Annotated in this window: 16 protein-coding genes, 1 tRNA gene and 2 pseudogenes; 13 read left to right on the forward strand and 6 right to left on the reverse strand. The window is 67.1% G+C overall.

What is annotated here, in order from left to right; genetic code table 11:
• The first annotated feature begins 265 nt into the window (after positions 1 to 265).
• Positions 266 to 1,612, forward strand: coding sequence for an FAD-binding oxidoreductase (locus ACYR7D_RS15915; protein ID WP_459545361.1), 1,347 nt, complete (start codon positions 266 to 268; stop codon positions 1,610 to 1,612).
• 202 nt (positions 1,613 to 1,814) lie between these two features.
• Here ACYR7D_RS15915 and ACYR7D_RS15920 read toward each other — a convergent pair.
• Positions 1,815 to 1,901, reverse strand: a tRNA-Leu gene (locus ACYR7D_RS15920).
• 219 nt (positions 1,902 to 2,120) lie between these two features.
• Here ACYR7D_RS15920 and ACYR7D_RS15925 point away from each other — a divergent pair.
• The 5 genes and pseudogenes from ACYR7D_RS15925 (at position 2,121) to ACYR7D_RS15945 (ending at position 6,890) form a co-directional block, all read left to right on the forward strand.
• Positions 2,121 to 2,717 (forward strand): ANTAR domain-containing response regulator, encoded by a 597-nt coding sequence (locus ACYR7D_RS15925; RefSeq protein WP_459545362.1) that lies wholly within the window; start codon positions 2,121 to 2,123, stop codon positions 2,715 to 2,717.
• A gap of 129 nt (positions 2,718 to 2,846) precedes the next feature.
• Positions 2,847 to 2,977 (forward strand): annotated as a pseudogene (locus ACYR7D_RS15930) (ABC transporter ATP-binding protein); the annotation flags it as partial.
• A gap of 184 nt (positions 2,978 to 3,161) precedes the next feature.
• Positions 3,162 to 5,900: a DNA polymerase I gene (gene polA / locus ACYR7D_RS15935; RefSeq protein ID WP_459545363.1), complete on the forward strand. Its 2,739-nt coding sequence runs from the start codon at positions 3,162 to 3,164 to the stop codon at positions 5,898 to 5,900.
• A 327-nt stretch (positions 5,901 to 6,227) separates the two neighbouring features.
• The gene (locus ACYR7D_RS15940) at positions 6,228 to 6,362 is read left to right on the forward strand and encodes a hypothetical protein (protein ID WP_459545364.1); all 135 of its coding nucleotides are present in this window, start codon (positions 6,228 to 6,230) and stop codon (positions 6,360 to 6,362) included.
• An 87-nt stretch (positions 6,363 to 6,449) separates the two neighbouring features.
• The gene (locus ACYR7D_RS15945; RefSeq protein ID WP_459545365.1) at positions 6,450 to 6,890 is read left to right on the forward strand and encodes a 2-keto-3-deoxygluconate kinase; all 441 of its coding nucleotides are present in this window, start codon (positions 6,450 to 6,452) and stop codon (positions 6,888 to 6,890) included.
• A 67-nt stretch (positions 6,891 to 6,957) separates the two neighbouring features.
• Here the strand turns inward: ACYR7D_RS15945 and trxA are convergent, their stop codons facing one another.
• Together trxA and ACYR7D_RS15955 are read right to left on the reverse strand one after the other, a co-directional pair.
• Entirely contained in the window at positions 6,958 to 7,341 is a 384-nt protein-coding gene (gene trxA / locus ACYR7D_RS15950) for a thioredoxin (RefSeq protein WP_459545366.1), read from the reverse strand.
• Positions 7,342 to 7,465: 124 nt separating this feature from the next.
• Positions 7,466 to 7,993: a 2'-5' RNA ligase family protein gene (locus ACYR7D_RS15955; RefSeq protein WP_459545367.1), complete on the reverse strand. Its 528-nt coding sequence runs from the start codon at positions 7,991 to 7,993 to the stop codon at positions 7,466 to 7,468.
• A 152-nt stretch (positions 7,994 to 8,145) separates the two neighbouring features.
• Between ACYR7D_RS15955 and ACYR7D_RS15960 the strand changes: the two genes are divergently transcribed.
• Genes ACYR7D_RS15960 through ACYR7D_RS15970 form a run of 3 tightly spaced genes read left to right on the forward strand, consistent with a single transcriptional unit; the run spans position 8,146 to position 10,767 of the window.
• A complete protein-coding gene (locus tag ACYR7D_RS15960) occupies positions 8,146 to 9,069 on the forward strand; it encodes an ABC transporter substrate-binding protein (protein ID WP_459545368.1) in 924 nt (307 codons plus the stop codon).
• A gap of 4 nt (positions 9,070 to 9,073) precedes the next feature.
• A complete protein-coding gene (locus tag ACYR7D_RS15965) occupies positions 9,074 to 9,994 on the forward strand; it encodes an amino acid ABC transporter permease (RefSeq protein WP_459545369.1) in 921 nt (306 codons plus the stop codon).
• A 20-nt stretch (positions 9,995 to 10,014) separates the two neighbouring features.
• A complete protein-coding gene (locus ACYR7D_RS15970; RefSeq protein WP_459550181.1) occupies positions 10,015 to 10,767 on the forward strand; it encodes an amino acid ABC transporter ATP-binding protein in 753 nt (250 codons plus the stop codon).
• Between the two features lie 119 nt (positions 10,768 to 10,886).
• Here ACYR7D_RS15970 and ACYR7D_RS15975 read toward each other — a convergent pair.
• A pseudogene (locus tag ACYR7D_RS15975) lies at positions 10,887 to 11,614 on the reverse strand (isocitrate/isopropylmalate family dehydrogenase); the annotation flags it as partial.
• 224 nt (positions 11,615 to 11,838) lie between these two features.
• On the opposite strand from ACYR7D_RS15975, the gene ACYR7D_RS15980 reads away from it, so the two are divergent.
• Positions 11,839 to 12,723, forward strand: coding sequence for an SPFH domain-containing protein (locus ACYR7D_RS15980; protein ID WP_459545370.1), 885 nt, complete (start codon positions 11,839 to 11,841; stop codon positions 12,721 to 12,723).
• Entirely contained in the window at positions 12,723 to 12,896 is a 174-nt protein-coding gene (locus ACYR7D_RS15985; RefSeq protein ID WP_459545371.1) for a type II toxin-antitoxin system antitoxin, read from the forward strand. Before ACYR7D_RS15980 ends, ACYR7D_RS15985 begins: the two co-directional genes overlap by 1 nt.
• Before the next feature lie 96 nt (positions 12,897 to 12,992).
• Here the strand turns inward: ACYR7D_RS15985 and ACYR7D_RS15990 are convergent, their stop codons facing one another.
• Positions 12,993 to 13,862: a class I SAM-dependent methyltransferase gene (locus ACYR7D_RS15990; protein ID WP_459545372.1), complete on the reverse strand. Its 870-nt coding sequence runs from the start codon at positions 13,860 to 13,862 to the stop codon at positions 12,993 to 12,995.
• A gap of 167 nt (positions 13,863 to 14,029) precedes the next feature.
• Between ACYR7D_RS15990 and rpsA the strand changes: the two genes are divergently transcribed.
• Entirely contained in the window at positions 14,030 to 15,496 is a 1,467-nt protein-coding gene (gene rpsA / locus ACYR7D_RS15995) for a 30S ribosomal protein S1 (RefSeq protein ID WP_459545373.1), read from the forward strand.
• Between the two features lie 70 nt (positions 15,497 to 15,566).
• Here the strand turns inward: rpsA and ACYR7D_RS16000 are convergent, their stop codons facing one another.
• Positions 15,567 to 16,199, reverse strand: a complete 633-nt coding sequence (locus tag ACYR7D_RS16000; RefSeq protein WP_459545374.1) for an NAD(P)-dependent oxidoreductase — start codon at positions 16,197 to 16,199, stop codon at positions 15,567 to 15,569.
• 58 nt (positions 16,200 to 16,257) lie between these two features.
• On the opposite strand from ACYR7D_RS16000, the gene ACYR7D_RS16005 reads away from it, so the two are divergent.
• Positions 16,258 to 16,458, forward strand: coding sequence for a hypothetical protein (locus tag ACYR7D_RS16005; RefSeq protein WP_459545375.1), 201 nt, complete (start codon positions 16,258 to 16,260; stop codon positions 16,456 to 16,458).
• Positions 16,459 to 16,478: the final 20 nt, after the last annotated feature.

Genomic DNA, 16,478 nt, shown 5'->3' on the forward strand with positions numbered 1-16,478 from the left:
TATGGGCATCCCCGCGGAGCGGTTCCGCGCACATACCCGGCGCCGGTCGTGGTCGTCGGGCGTGGTGACGGGAGCCGGAGTCACCAGCAGGGGCACCAGCGCCTCGGCGATCCGGTCGCCGGCCTCGAGAGAGGTCTTCGCGGACGGCCCCACAGGGTCGGCGATTACCCGTGCGCCACACGGCGGGTCCCGCGACCGTCCATACGACGCCGAATTCGTTCCGTATGTTCTCGCCTCGTGGAATTCGCGGCTGTCTCGTGGCGTCATGATAATTCGATGTGGGAATCTCCGTGGCGGGCATTCGCCGGATCACCGGTGGTGGGGAGAGTCGCATACTCGTACCCAGTCCGATACCACCCTCCGGGAGGCTCCGATCGACGAATTCACCACCGATTTCGGTGGGCGGTACCACGCCGGTCCGGCGCTCGTGCACCGTATGCCCGAGGTGTTCCCCTCCGTCTTGCTGGGCTCCGGTCGCGGCCTGACCCTGCGCGGCGCCGGACATTCCTGTGACGGACAAACCGTTACCGACGGGGAACTACTCGTCACCTACGCTCCGGTTGCCGCCGCGCGGCAGATGCGCGAGCTCGGGGAAGATATGGTCGAGGTGCCCGCGGGAGCGAATTGGCAGGGGGTGGAAAGCTATCTGAACGGTCGTGGCCGGACCCTGCCGGTACTCACCGACCATCCGGCGGTGAGCGTCGGCGGGACCCTCTCGGTCGGCGGTATCGGTATCGGTTCGGTCCGGTACGGGATGCAGGTGGATCAGGTGGAACGGATCCAGCTCACCGACGGAACCGGGACCAGCCGCTGGTGCTCGCGGACCGATCATCCCGAGCTCTTCCGGTTCGCGCTCGGTGGACTGGGCGCTCTCGGACTGATCGAACGGGTGGTCCTGCGTACTCTCCCGTACCGGCCGTTCGCGCATCTACACCGAGTTCGGCACCACGATCTGGCCGGTCTCGTCGGGTACACGGAGCGAGCCGCCCGGCGCGACGATATCGACAGCTACTGTGGCTCCGCGCGGCGTGGGGTGTACTCCTCCACCACGGGTATGCCCCGTTTTCCCTCCCGGTGTGCCGGAGACGGGTGCCTGATCGTGCGCCGGGGGCAGGTCGTCGGCGACGAGCACGCCCGCCCGGTCGCACCCGCCGCCGATCACGTACGGATGTGGTGTGACTATCTGGTGCCGGCCGGATGCCTGGAACTCCTCGTCGAGGTGGTGGAATCGTCCGGCTCGCTGGAACGTGTACCGATGATGCTGTATTTCCTGATCGTGCGCCGCCCTCCGGGGGCGACAGCGTTCGCGTTCGCTCCGGCGGGCCCGGCACCGGTCTCCATCGGGTTGGGGGTCTACGCCACGGTTCGCCGTACCCCGGACGCGGTGGCCGCTACGCGGCGACTGTTCGCTGCGCTACTGAAAAGAAGCTGCGAGCTGGGCGGACGCCCTTACCTCTATGGCATCCACGATTTCGACGAGGTGCCGGCCGACCGGTTCTACGGGTCCGATCCGGATCGGCTCGCGCAGCTACGCTCTCTGTACCGGTTGGAGCACATCAACGCCCACCTACGGCTCGTCCGGGCCGCCGGCACCGTCGCTCCGCACCGCTGAACCGGAAAACCGGTCCGGTCCCGCGGTCCTGAGCACCGCTATCGTGATGAGCCGGGAAGGATATTCCGGAAAGCACGAGTCGCGGGTATATCGACCCCCGGCCGGCGGTCTTACCGCGCTCCGAGGTCTGGGCTGCTGCGGACTCACTGCGGACTGCGTGAGGGTGGGGGAGATGTCTGGAATCGGAAATACCGTCTGACCTTGGTGCCGAGTGTGGGACTCGAACCCACACGTCCTTTCGGACAACGGTTTTTGAGACCGTCGCGTCTGCCAGTTCCGCCAACTCGGCGCACCGGATCCAGATGATAGCGCCTTTGCGGCCCGGTCACCCAATCCGGGGGTCGCCGAGGTGTGGGGAACCGGTTTACGCAGGGGATATGCGCTGTCGATAGTGGTGAAAGGTAACCTTTACAGCACCCGATCGCGTGACGGCGGATCGACGGCCGTGGATCGGCCGGATCCGCCGTCCCCGTATCGGGACGAGGCATCGGAACCAGAGGGGTCGATTATGGGCACTAGTGCGGAGGCCGGGGCGAAACGTGTGGTCGTCGCCGAGGACGAGGCGTTGATCCGGATGGACCTGGTCGAGATGCTGACCGAAGAGGGCTACCGGGTGGTCGGGGAGGCCGGCGACGGTCAGCAGGCCGTCGATCTGGCAGTGGAGCACCGTCCGGATCTGGTGATCATGGATGTGAAGATGCCGCGCCGGGACGGGATCGATGCGGCGGCCGAGATCGCGTCGAAACGTGTTGCGCCGGTCGTGATCTTGACGGCCTTCAGTCAGCGCGACCTGGTGGAGCGAGCCCGTGACGCCGGGGCCATGGCCTATCTGGTGAAGCCGTTCACCAAATCGGATCTGGTGCCCGCGATCGAATTGGCGGCCAGCCGGTTCCACGAGATCACCGCCTTGGAGAGCGAGGTCGCCACTCTCGCCGAGCGCCTGGAGACCCGCAAACTGGTCGAGCGTGCCAAGGGTGTGCTGATGCAGACCCAGGGGCTCAGTGAACCGCAGGCGTTCAAGTGGATTCAGCGCACCGCGATGGACCGCCGCACCACCATGAAGGCGGTGGCGGAGGTCGTATTGGAGAATCTCGCCCCGCAATGAGTCCCGTATAGCGGATTTCACCGGTATCGGCGGCATTTTTACGCCACTGGAACAAAAGGTGAAAAAGAATATGCGGCGAAATCACCTCGATGATCCGCGACGACGGGGGCGGAAACCGCCGCGCGATCACTGCTCGAGGTCGACGATATCGTCGTGGGCTACGGCAGAATCCGCGCGTTGCACGGTATTTCGCTGCGGGTGGCCGAGGGGAGCTGGTGAGGCTGCTGGGGGCCAACGGCGCCGGTACCACCGTGCTGCTGGTGGAGCAGAACGCCCGGCAGGCGCTCGCGGTTACCTCCTGGAGACCGGGACGATCACCAAGACCGGGCCCGGCCGGGAACTGCTGAACGATCCGGCGGTGCAGGCAGCGTATCTGGCGTGGGGTGAATCCGGCGGGGGTGGCGGGTGTCCGCGGGTGTCGGTAGGGGTCCCTAGACTCTCGGTGTGACCTCACCGACCACCGCGCAGCCGACCACTTCCGCCGCCACTCCCGGTTCCCCGGCCGACCGGCCCACGCTGCTGCTACTGGACGGGCATTCGCTGGCCTACCGTGCCTTCTACGCGCTGCCGGCGGAGAACTTCACAACGGTCACCGGGCAGACGACCAACGCGGTGTACGGGTTCACCGCCATGCTCATCAACCTGTTGCGCGACGAGAAGCCCACGCATATCGCGGCGGCCTTCGACGTCTCCCGGCAAACTTTCCGCGTGGAGGCCTATCCCGAGTACAAGGCGAACCGTTCGACCACTCCCGACGAATTCCGCGGTCAGGTCGAGCTCACCAAAGAGGTGCTGGGTGCGCTCGGTATTCCCGTCATGGCCATCGAGGGATACGAGGCCGACGACATCATCGCCACCCTCGTCACCCAGGCCGTCCCGCAGGGCTATCGGGTGCTGGTCGTCACCGGCGACCGGGATTCGCTACAGCTGGTCAACGAGCAGGTCACCGTGCTCTACCCCCGCAAGGGGGTCTCCGATCTCACCCGCTTCACACCGGAGGAGGTCGAGAAGAAGTACGGCCTCACCCCGGCCCAGTATCCGGATTACGCGGCGCTGCGGGGGGATCCGAGCGACAACCTGCCCGGTATCCCGGGTGTGGGTGAGAAGACCGCCGCCAAATGGATCCGCGAGTACGGCGATCTCGATACCCTGGTCGACAAGGTCGAAGAGGTCCGCGGCAAGGTCGGTGACGCGCTGCGCGCCAATCTGAGCAGTGTGGTGCTCAACCGGCAGCTCACCGAGATGGTCCGTGACGTCCCCCTGCCCTACACTCCCGACCAGCTCGCACAGGGGGCCTGGAACCGGGAGCGGATCCATCAGCTGTTCGACGATCTGGAATTCCGGGTGTTGCGCGACCGGTTGTTCGAAACTCTGGCGCCGCCCACGGTCGAGGCCGAATCGGGTTTCGAGATCAGCGGGCAGACGCTGGAACCGGGCAGTATCGCGGATTGGCTCGACGAACACGCCACCGCCGGTGCCCGGCACGGTCTCGCGCTGACCGGTAGCGGGGTACCGGCCGCCGGTGATGTGCGCGCCCTGGCCATCGCCGCCGCGGACGGGGAATCCGGCTATATCGACACCACCGCGCTCACCGCGGAGGACGAAGCCGCCCTCGGTGCCTGGTTGGCCGATCCCACCCGGCACAAGGCCCTGCACGAGGCCAAGAGCGCCCTGCACGCGCTGCGGGGGCGTGGCTGGACCCTGGCCGGTCTCACCAGTGATACCGCACTCGCGGCCTATCTGGTACGGCCCGGTCAGCGCAGTTTCAACCTCGACGATCTCTCGCTGCGTTACCTGCACCGGGAGCTGCGTACCGAAACCGAGGCCGCCCCGCAGCTGTCGCTGCTGGACGCCGAGGACGCGGTGGACGTCGAACTCGCCCGCACCGAGATGCTGCGGGCCCGTGCCGTCGCGGATCTGGCCGAGGCCCTGGACGCCGAGCTCGCCACGATCGAATCCACTCCGCTGCTCGACGAGATGGAGCTACCGCTGCTCGGGGTGCTCGCCGAACTCGAGAACGCCGGGATCGCCGTCGATACCGATCAGCTCACCGCGCTGCAGCGGCAGTTCACCGACAAGGTCGCCGACGCGGCGAACGCCGCCTACGCGGTGATCGGCAAACAGATCAACCTCGGTTCCCCCAAGCAGCTGCAGGCGGTGCTCTTCGACGAACTCGATATGCCGAAGACCAAACGGACCAAAACCGGCTACACCACCGACGCCGACGCGCTGGAATCCCTCTACCAGAAAACCGAACACCCCTTCCTGCAGCATCTGCTCACGCACCGGGACGCCACCCGGCTCAAGGTCACCGTCGACGGACTGCTGAAATCCGTGGCCGACGACGGCCGGATCCACACCACCTTCAACCAGACCATCGCGGCCACCGGCCGGCTGTCCTCCACCGAACCCAATCTGCAGAACATTCCCATCCGCACCGATACCGGCCGGATGATCCGCGATACCTTCGTGGTCGGCGCGGGCTACGAATCGTTGATGACCGCCGATTACAGCCAGATCGAGATGCGGATCATGGCCCACCTGTCCGGCGACGAAGGTCTGATCGAGGCCTTCAACTCCGGAGAGGATCTGCACAGCTTCGTCGCTTCCAAAGCGTTCGACATACCGATCTCCGAGGTCTCCCCGGAGCTGCGCCGCCGGATCAAGGCCATGTCCTACGGGCTGGCCTACGGGCTGAGCTCCTACGGGCTGTCCGCCCAGCTGAAGATCAGTACTCAGGAGGCGAAGGAGCAGATGGAGATCTACTTCGCCCGGTTCGGCGGTATCCGCGACTATCTGCACGCCGTGGTGGAGCAGGCCCGCAAGGTGGGCTACACCCAGACCCTTTTCGGCCGGCGCCGCTACCTCCCCGATCTGGATCACAGCAATCGCCAGCGTCGCGAGGCCGCCGAACGGATGGCGCTCAACGCCCCGATCCAGGGAACGGCCGCCGATATCATCAAGGTCGCGATGATCAATGTGCACACCGCACTCGCCGAATCGGGGCTGCGCTCCCGGATGCTGCTGCAGATCCACGACGAACTCGTCTTCGAGGTGGCCGCGGGGGAAGCGGATCGGCTACGGGAGCTGGTCCGGGAGAAAATGGCCTCGGCCATCGAATTGTCTGTCCCGCTGAGCGTTTCGGTCGGTATCGGGCGCAGCTGGGACGCCGCCGCTCACTGAGCCGCCGGGGGCCGGAACGCAGGCCTTCGGTGCCGGTGGGCGTTCCGGCACCGAAGGCTCGTCGCCGGCGCCCTTCCGTCCGCGCGGCCGGACGCGCCGGGAGTCGGTTCGCTGTCGGAAAGCGCACGCCGGTCACCGGCGCGCGGGTCGCCGCCGCCGTGCCCAGGGAGTGGCGCGCGACTCGCTCGGAGAGTCCGGTTGGTCACCCGGGTTGGCGGTGGATTCCAGGTTACGAGCCGGTGACCAGCGGAAATAATACCGAGTGGGAGAAGAAAAGAAGGGTGGATATGGTTGCTATCCGCCAGGGGAGTCTTTATCCTCGAACGCGTGCAAATTCCCGCCGACGGCCTCAGCGCCGCGCCGACGTTCGCTGATCGCGACGGTGCGGTGGTTCTCGCGCGCACCGCGGAGACGGCACGTCGGCTACTTGCCGTAGTAGTAACCCGCCGTAGCGGGGTCTGATTCGGACCGGCCCCCTCGCTGCGGGCCCCCTTTGCTTTCGCTGGTCCCCCAAACCTGCCGACCTTCTCTGGGAAGACCTACGTGCTCATGACCACAACTATTCTGGACAACGACACCCTGACCATCGCCGCTCCCCGCAGTCTCCGCAGCGAATGCGCGGAACTGAACGCGGCCGATTTCCACGACCGCTACGGCGAATGCACCGGCCCGATCCGGCTCGCGGGCTGGTCGTCCACCGGTGCTCGTGGCGGCGCCTTCACCGCCACCCTGGAATTCCCGGGCTGGTCCCGATCGGTGGTGGCCGCGGGCAGCCCGATCGCCGCCATGACCTCCGCACTCTACGAGGCGGGCTATCCGGTCGAAATCCTGCGATTCCATCAGCGGCGCACCCCGCAGGGGACCGCGACCTTCGTGCAATGCGAATTCGACGGCCGCCGCGGCTGGGGTGCGGCACTTGCCACCGACGGCGCGGAATCGTCGGTGCGTGCCATGATCGCCAGCGTCAACCGCCTGGGCGAGCTCCGCTAGGCACCGAAGCGACGGCGGGCTCTACACCATCCCCGGAAAGTGTGGAGCCCGCCGTCCTTCGTCTACTCTATTCGCTCACCTGGCCGTCGCCCGCCTGCTGCTCGGCCAGTTGTTTGCGTACCTCGTCCATATCGAGGGCCTTGACCTGGGAGACCAGATCCTCGAGCGCCGCGGGCGGCAACGCACCCGGCTGGGCGAAGACCAGCACGCCTTCCCGGAAGGCCATGATGGTCGGGATGGACTGGATATTGGCGGCCGCCGCCAAGCCCTGTTCGGCTTCGGTATCGACCTTGCCGTGCACGACATCGGGATGTTTATCCGATGAGGCCTCGTAGGTCGGGGCGAAACTGCGGCACGGTCCGCACCAGGAAGCCCAGAAGTCGACGAGTACCACGTCGTTGCTGGTGACTACCTCATCGAAGTTCTGCTGCGTCAGCGTCTGGGTGGCCATGACGTCCTCTCGTGGTCGGTACTCGGGCTGTAACGCCGGCCCCGGCCGCGGTTGTTCCGCGACGGTGTCGTACGCCACCTCACCCCACCCTACGTGCCGACGGCCCGCCGGTGGGCGGCTGCGCTCAGCCGTGCTCGGCGATCGGCCAGGCGCGGCGCTGATCCCCGTCCCAGCGCCGGACCCCGACGACGGTCGCGTTGATATCCCGGTCCGTCGCCACGGTTGTCACCGCCTCGCCGATCCGCTGCGGGAGAACCCGGCGGGCCAGCGTGACGTGGGGTGTCCACTGGTTCGGGCTCATATTCGCCGGAACGTCCGGGCACGATGCCATGATCTGATGGACCCGCCGGTGCCAGGCCAGCAACTGTTCGGAGGGGACGACCGCCCGCACCAGGATCGGGCGGCGCGCCCCGAACACCAGCACGCCGCCGAGGCGTACCGGAAACGGCCGGAACGGTAGCCGGTCGAGTTCCTGTTCGATCCGCGGCCAGATCTGCCGGGCCACGGCGACGGTGATGTGCGGCCGGTGGGAGCCACCGTCGCGCCTTCCCCGCCCGAGCGAGGGCAGGCCGGCTTCGGTGAGCAGTTCCCATTGCCGCTGGATCCGTTGCTCCGCCGCTTCGTCGAGTAGTAACTCCACCGACTGCACCATGCCTGCAGACGCTAGCCGGTCGCCTCCCGCCGGTGCGGCGGACGGCCCGTTTCCGCGCCACGCCCGGTTGTGAAACTTCGGTTACTCCGGGCGCCTCGCGCGCCGCGGTCGCCTACTGTGCCTGAGAAACGTCGTCGATTGATCGAGACCGGATGGTTCGCGAGCGGCAGGTGGTGGCGGTGGCCGATAGGTCCGGAAGCCGGGTGCGGCGCATACTGTGCGGAATCGCCGGCGTAGTGCTGGCCGCCGGATGTGTGACCAATATCGAGGACACCGGGCCGGTCCCGCCGAAGGTGCCGGTACAGGCCGTCGACACACTCGCCGCGCGCCTGCCACCGGATATCGCCGCGGCCGGTGAGGTGGTGGTCGGGGTGAACGTGCCGTATCAGCCGAACGAGTACCGCGACCGGCACGGGGCGATCGTCGGCTTCGATATCGACCTGATGGACGCGGTGACCGCGGTGCTCGGTATCCGGGCCCGCTACACCGAGTCCGCGTTCGAGAAGATCATTCCCGCCGTCCAGGCCGGTACCTACGACATAGGGATGTCCTCGATCACCGATTCGCTGGAGCGCGAGAAACAGGTCGATTTCGTCACCTACTTCAACGCGGGGGTGCAGTGGGCGCAGCGCACCGGCGACGATATCGACCCGGACAACGCCTGTGGGAAACGTGTCGCGGTCCAGGCGACCACGGTCGAGCACGTGGAAGAGGTCCCGGCGAAGAGCCAACGCTGTGTCGCCGCGGGGAAGGAGCCGATCGTCATCGAGGCGTTCGAGGAGCAGAGCGCGGTGACCAACGCCCTCGTACTCGGTCAGGTCGATGCCATGTCCGCGGATTCCCCGGTCACCGCGTACGCGATCAAACGGACCGACGGCAAGATCGAACCCGCCGGACCGGTGTTCGATTCCGCCCCCTACGGGTGGGCGGTGGCCAAGGGATCGCCGCTGGCGCCGGTGCTGCGGGATGCGGTGCAGTATCTGATGGACAACGGGCAGTACCGGCAGATCACCGAGAACTGGGGTCTCCAGGAGGGTGCACTGGAGACCTCCGTGATCAACGGTGCGAGGAGCTGACACGATGAACGCCGATCCGGGTACCGGTCCCGCCCCCGAACCCATCCGGGCCGTGCCGTTGCGCCGGCCGGGCCGCTGGGCCGCGGCGGTGGTGATCCTGGTGCTGGTGGGGCTGTTCTGCTACGGCGCGGCCACCAATCCCGCCTACCGCTGGGATGTGTACTGGCAGTACCTGCGGGACTCCCGGATCGCGGCGGGTGCGGTGGTCACCATCGAGCTGACCGTGCTGGCGATGGTCATCGCCGTGGTCCTGGGTACCGCGCTCGCGGTCATGCGGCTGTCCCCGAATCCGGTCCTGCGCGCCGCGGCCTGGGTCTATCTGTGGATCTTCCGCGGTACCCCGGTGTACGTGCAGCTGGTGTTCTGGGGTCTGGTGCCCTCGCTGTACCAGCATGTGGCCTTCGGTGTGCCGTTCGGGCCGCGGCTGCTCGAGATCGATGTGCAGAGCCTGCAGGCCGCGTTCGCGTTCGCGGTGATCGGGCTGGGGCTCAATGAGGCGGCGTATATGGCCGAGATCGTGCGGGCCGGGATCAACTCCGTCGGGGAGGGGCAGCGGGAAGCATCGATCGCGCTGGGGATGTCGTGGTCGCAGACCATGCGCCGGACCGTGCTGCCGCAGGCCATGCGCGTGATCATCCCGCCGACCGGTAACGAACTCATCAGCATGCTCAAGACCACCGCGCTGGTCACCGCCATTCCGCTGAGCACCGATCTCTTCGGCCGGGCCCGCGATATCTACGGGGTGAACTTTCTGCCGATCCCGCTGCTACTGGTCACCGCGACCTGGTACCTGGCGATCACCAGCGTCCTCATGATCGGCCAGTACTACCTGGAGAAATACTATTCGCGGGGGGTGTCCCGGCAGTTGACCGCCAAACAATTGCAGGATCTGGCCGACGCGCAAGGGGAGGCGAGGGCGACATGAACGCCACGGTCACGGACCCGATGATCCGGGCCGAGCGGGTCCACAAGAATTTCGGAGCCCTGCGGGTGCTCAACGGTATCTCGCTGGAGGTCGGGCGGGGACAGGTGCTGTGCCTCATCGGACCGTCGGGATCGGGGAAGTCCACGTTCCTGCGCTGTATCAACCATCTCGAGCAGGTCGACGCGGGGCGGCTGTACGTCGATGGGGAGCTGGTCGGCTACCGGGAACGCAAAGGCCGGCTCTACGAGCTGCATCCGCGCGAGGCCGCCCGGCAGCGCCGCGAAATAGGTATGGTCTTCCAGCATTTCAATCTCTTTCCGCATCGCACCGCGCTGGCCAATATCATCGAGGCGCCCACGCAGGTGAAGAAGGTGCGCAAGGCCGAGGCGGTGGCCCGGGCGAAGGAGTTACTGGACCGGGTCGGTTTGGCGGACAAGGCGAATGCCTACCCGGCGCAGCTGTCCGGCGGTCAGCAACAGCGGGTCGCCATCGCCCGTGCGCTGGCGATGGACCCGAAACTCATGCTGTTCGACGAGCCCACCTCCGCGCTGGATCCGGAGCTGGTCGGTGAGGTTCTCACCGTGATGCGGGAGCTCGCCGGTTCCGGTATGACGATGGTCGTCGTGACCCACGAGATGGGTTTCGCCCGGGAGGTCGCCGATCAGCTGGTGTTCATGGACGGCGGGGTGGTGGTGGAGGCCGGATCGCCCACCACGGTGCTGACCGCGCCGGAACACGAACGCACCCGGGCGTTCCTGTCGCGCCTGCTCTAGAAGCGTTTCCCACGCGGCAGGGAGCGCGGCGGGCGCCGCGTGAGTGCGCGTTCCGGCTGCCGGATCCGGGTATGTCTTCCGGGGCGGACCTGTGCTTGCCGTCCCTGGCGTACCGGCCGCTACCAGCGGTGTACGCGCGCGGTGACCTGTTCGGTGAATTCACTCGTCGAGGCGAGGCCACCGAGATCGGCGGTCGCGATCCCGGCCGCGAAGGTCGCCGCTACCGCCCGATCGATCCGGTCGGCCGCCGCGGCGAGCACCGGTTCGGCGCGCCGGTCGGCCAGCCAGCGCAGCAGCATGGCCGCGGACAGCTGCAGGGCCACCGGGTCCGCCCGGTTGCGGCCCGCGATATCCGGTGCCGCGCCGTGGACCGCCTGGGCCATCGCCCGGGTCGCGGAGCAGTTCGAGGAGGGTGCGGTGCCCAGTGATCCGGCGAGCTGGGCGGCGAGGTCGGACAGGATATCGCCGAACAGGTTCTCGGTGACCAGGACGTCGAAGTCGCCGGGGGAGCGGACCAGATGCGCGGCCGTCGCGTTCACGTGTTCGTCGGTGACCGTGACTGCGGGGTACTCCCGCGCGACGGCGTAGCAGGTATCGCGGAACAGCCCCGTGGTCAGCGGCAGCACATTCGCCTTGTGCACGACCGTCATCCGCCCCCGCCGGCCGGCGGCCAGCCGGAACGCCTCGTGCGCGATCCGCTCGCACGCCGCCCGGGTCACCAGTCCGATGGAGAGCGCGGTATCCGGGTGGGGCAGAACTCTCCGGATCCCACGGCCATATTGCGGTCGGCGTAGAAACCCTCGCTGTTCTCGCGGACGATCACCAGATCGATATCCGGCGCGATCGCCTCGTCCACCACCCGCCGCGCCGAGCCCACCACCTCTGGCCCGATCCCGTCCCCGTCGAGGATGCCGAGCCGCAACGGCTGTCCGGGCTTGGTCTGTTCCATCCGGCCATGGTCGCAGGACCGGCGCGGGCGATCGGTCCGCGGGCCGGTGCCGCCGGCACATCTCGTGACCGGGCGTGCTTTCTGCTATCTTGGTGATATCACTTTGATAGATGGAGGATGTCATGTCGTTCCGGAACGCCGCTCGGGTCAACGGGTTCGTGGTGCTGTTGATATGGCTGGTGCTCGCCATCGCCCTGGCGGCGGTAGCGGTCGCGGGATTCGTGGTCTTCAAGCAGAACCAGAACGCGCCCGCGCTGATCGGGGCGATCGTTGCCTGTGTGCTGGAGGTGGTGCTGCTGCTGGGTATCACCGGCCTGACGGTCGTGAACCCGAACGAGGCGAAGGTCGTGCAGTTCTTCGGCCGCTACATCGGATCGGTGAGCGATCCCGGCTTCTTCTCGGTGCTGCCGTTGACCGATCGCCGCAGTATCTCGCTGCGGGTCCGTAATTTCGAAACCCAGAAGCTGAAGGTCAACGATGCCGACGGCAACCCGGTGGAGATCGCGGCCGTGGTGGTCTACAAGGTAGTGGACAGCTTCAAGGCCGCCTTCGCCGTCGACGACTACGAGGAGTACGTGGAAACCCAGTCCGAGGCCGCGGTCCGGCACCTGGCCACCACTCATCCCTATGACGCCCACGAGGACGATCGCACCAGCTTGCGCGACGGCTCCGAGGTCGCCGAAGAGCTCACCGTGGAACTGCGCGATCGCACCGGAACCGCGGGTATCGAGGTCATCGAGGCTCGGATCACCCACCTGGCCTACGCGCCGGAGATCGCGCAGGCGATGCTGGTCCGCCAGCAGGCCGCGCAGGTGGTGGCGGCTCGCACCCGCATCGTGGAGGGCGCGGTCGGCATGGTGGGCCTCGCGCTGGACCGCCTCGCCGCCGAGGGCATGGTGGAACTCGACGAGGAGCGCAAGGCCGCCATGGTGTCGAATCTGCTGGTGGTGCTGTGTGGTGACCGGGCCACCCAGCCGGTGGTCAACGCGGGATCGCTGTACCACTGATGGCCGAACGCAAGAAGGTCCTGCTCCGGCTCGACCCGGCGGTGTACGACGCGGTCGCGACATGGGCAGCCGATGATCTGCGCAGTGTGAACGCTCAGATCGAATTCGCTCTCCGGCGTGCTCTCGAGCAGGCCGGACGCTCCCCGCGACCGGCTCGCGGCGACGAGTCCTGAACAGTTCCGGAAGCATCCCGGGCCCGCCCTCGGCGCCGGCCCGGGATTTCCGATGGCCCGGCGGTCGCGCTCGCGAACGCCGGCTTCCGGGGCGGTTCAGCCCGGCGAGCCGGGTTTGTGGCTGACGAAGATGGCCGTGCCGGGGAAGATCTGCCCGCGCAGCGGGCTCCACTGGCCCCATTCCCGGTCCAGCCATTCCGGCCAATCGGGCTCGACGATATCGTCGAGCATCAGCCCCGCCGCGACTATTTCCCGGACGCGGTCGCCGATCGTCCGATGGTGCTCCACATAGGTGCACCGGCCCGCACCGTCGAATTCCGTGTACGGCGTGCGATCGAAATAGGGAAATACCGCCTCGAGACCGGCCGGGCCCGGATCGTCGCGGAATATCCAGCGCATCGGGTGGTTCACGGCGAAGACCCAGCGGCCGCCCGGCCGCAGGACCCGCGCCACCTCCCGCATCACCAGCGCGGAATCGGCGACGAACGGGACGGCGCCGAAGGCCGAACACGCCAGATCGAACGATCCGTCCGCGAACGGCAGCGCCTCCGCTCCGGCCTGTACCAGCGGTACGCGGGGCCCACCCCGGTTCATGGCGGCCACCCCGCGTTCCAGCATGCCCCGCGACAGGTCCAATCCGATCGGATACGCGCCCTGACCGGCCAGCCAGCGCGCGCACGGCGCCGAACCGCAGCCCACCTCGAGGATCCGTTTTCCGGCGATATCGCCGAGCAGGCGCATATCGCCCTCGTGCAGGCCCTCCGGGCACCAGACGAACTCGCCGCCGTGGCTTTCGGCGCCCAGGAACTCACCATGGGTATCGTGATACTGGTCGGCGTCGGCATCCCACCAGCGCCGGCTCGCGCGTTCGCTCTCGGCGGATCCGACCCGTAAGCGTGCGGCGCCTGCGGTCCCCAGCGTGGCAGTGGCCTGAGCGTGGCGATCTTGTACGAGGTCGTCGGACACGACGTGAAGCCTATAGTTCCGCGGCGGGGGGTCGTTTGCCCGCCCGTATACAGGTCGCGTACGCTGAACGCGCAAGTGATCACACCTGGAGCCGCTGGGTGTATCGCAGCGTACCGAAAGTCTCAATGTCCGCAACCGATCACAATCCGTCCGGAGCAAACCGCCACATGCCCACCACCGTCACCTCGCCGCAGGTAGCCGTCAACGATATCGGCTCCGCCGAGGATTTCCTCGCCGCCATCGACGCCACGATCAAGTACTTCAACGACGGCGATATCGTCGAAGGAACCATCGTCAAAGTCGACCGCGACGAGGTCCTGCTCGACATCGGTTACAAGACCGAAGGCGTCATCCCGTCTCGCGAGCTCTCCATCAAACATGATGTCGACCCGAACGAGGTCGTTTCCGTGGGCGATGAGGTGGAGGCCCTGGTCCTCACCAAGGAGGACAAAGAGGGTCGCCTGATCCTGTCCAAGAAACGGGCGCAGTACGAACGCGCCTGGGGCACGATCGAGGAGCTCAAGGAGAAGGACGAGGCCGTTCGCGGCACCGTGATCGAGGTCGTCAAGGGCGGTCTGATCCTCGACATCGGTCTGCGCGGCTTCCTGCCCGCCTCGCTGGTCGAGATGCGCCGGGTCCGCGATCTGCAGCCGTATGTCGGCAAGGAGATCGAGGCCAAGATCATCGAGCTGGACAAGAACCGCAACAACGTGGTCCTGTCCCGCCGTGCCTGGCTGGAGCAGACCCAGTCCGAGGTGCGCAGCGAGTTCCTGCACCAGCTGCAGAAGGGCCAGGTCCGCAAGGGTGTGGTCTCCTCCATCGTCAACTTCGGCGCCTTCGTCGACCTCGGCGGTGTCGACGGTCTGGTGCACGTCTCCGAGCTGTCCTGGAAGCACATCGATCACCCGTCCGAGGTGGTCGAGGTGGGCAACGAGGTCACCGTCGAGGTTCTCGACGTCGATCTGGACCGCGAGCGCGTCTCGCTGTCGCTGAAGGCCACCCAGGAAGATCCGTGGCGGCAGTTCGCTCGTACTCACGCCATCGGCCAGATCGTGCCCGGTAAGGTCACCAAGCTGGTTCCCTTCGGTGCGTTCGTCCGCGTGGAGGAGGGCATCGAGGGTCTGGTGCACATCTCCGAGCTCGCCGAGCGGCATGTCGAGGTCCCGGATCAGGTCGTGGTCGTCGGCGACGACGCGATGGTCAAGGTCATCGATATCGACCTGGAACGTCGCCGGATCTCGCTGAGCCTCAAGCAGGCCAACGAGGACTACAGCCCCGAGTTCGATCCGTCGAAGTACGGTATGGCCGACAGCTACGACGAGCAGGGCAACTACATCTTCCCCGAGGGCTTCGATCCCGAGACCAACGAATGGCTCGAGGGCTTCGACAAGCAGCGCGAAGAGTGGGAAGGCCGCTACGCCGAGGCGGAGCGCCGGCACAAGATGCACACCGCGCAGATGGAGAAGATGGCGGCCGACGCCGCGGCCGAGGCCGCGGGTGGCGGCGGTGCGTCGAACTACTCCTCCGAGAGCGGCGCGCAGACCAGCGCCGGCCAGCAGGAGTCGGCGGGCGGTTCGCTCGCCAGCGACGCCCAGCTCGCCGCACTGCGGGAGAAGCTGTCCGGTAACGCCTGAGGCGGATACCGGTAGCCGATAGCCGAACGGAAAAGACCCCGGTCCCTCGCGGACCGGGGTCTTTTCCGTGTCAATACCCGACGGTGAATCCGCGCTGGATGAACCGCGGTACTTGCGCTTCGTCGAGAAGCGCCACCGCGAGGTCCTCGGTGGAGATATCGCGGCCGCCGGTATCGAGCAGTTGATCACCGCCGATCCGGAATCGGCCGGTCCGTTCGCCCGGGTCGACGCGGCCCGAGGACGGGCTGAGGTAGGTCCACAGGCGATTCGACGTGCGATAGATATCCAGTGCGTCGCGCAGGGCGGCGATGACGCGGTGGTATTCGCGGGGTACGCCGAGTGTGGTGGGAAGGTTGTCCGCGAAACCCGGCTCGTCCACGAGTTGCCGACCGGGGGCGATCTCCAGACTGCCGGCACCACCGATTACGAGTAACCGCGTGTCCGGATGGTGTGCCAGGGCCGTCACCATCGCCTTCGCGCCCGTGACGAAATCGCCGGCCCGCGCGATCGTTTCGTCGATCCCGTGTCCGGCGTCGACCGCGCTGATCACGATATCGAGTCCGGCGATCGCGGTGCCGATACTGTCGGCGTCGCGCCAGTCGGCCACCTGCCACTCGGTACCACCACGTTCGCGTGGAAAGCGGAATTCCGCGGTGGTGAACGCCCGCCTTCGGTGACCTCGCGCTACGCCCTCGGCGACCACGCGAGAACCCGATCACGCCGGTGGCTGGTCGGCCTGTTCGCGGCGGCCGGACCCAGTCGTGGATTCCGGGTTCGAATGGGCTGATTTCGCGCCGGAACCGGCCGCGCACGTCCGGGCGGATTTTCCCGGACTGCCGCCCGCCGGGCTCGCCCTGGCACTCCGGATGCGGGGGCGGATGCACGGGCTGGTCGCGCTGGAGGTCTACGGCCGCAGTCGGCGGATCCGGCCGAACTCTTCCGCGCCGAGATGCTGGATCTGATTCGCTCGCTGGGCCTGTGA

Source organism: Nocardia sp. X0981, assembly GCF_977089955.1.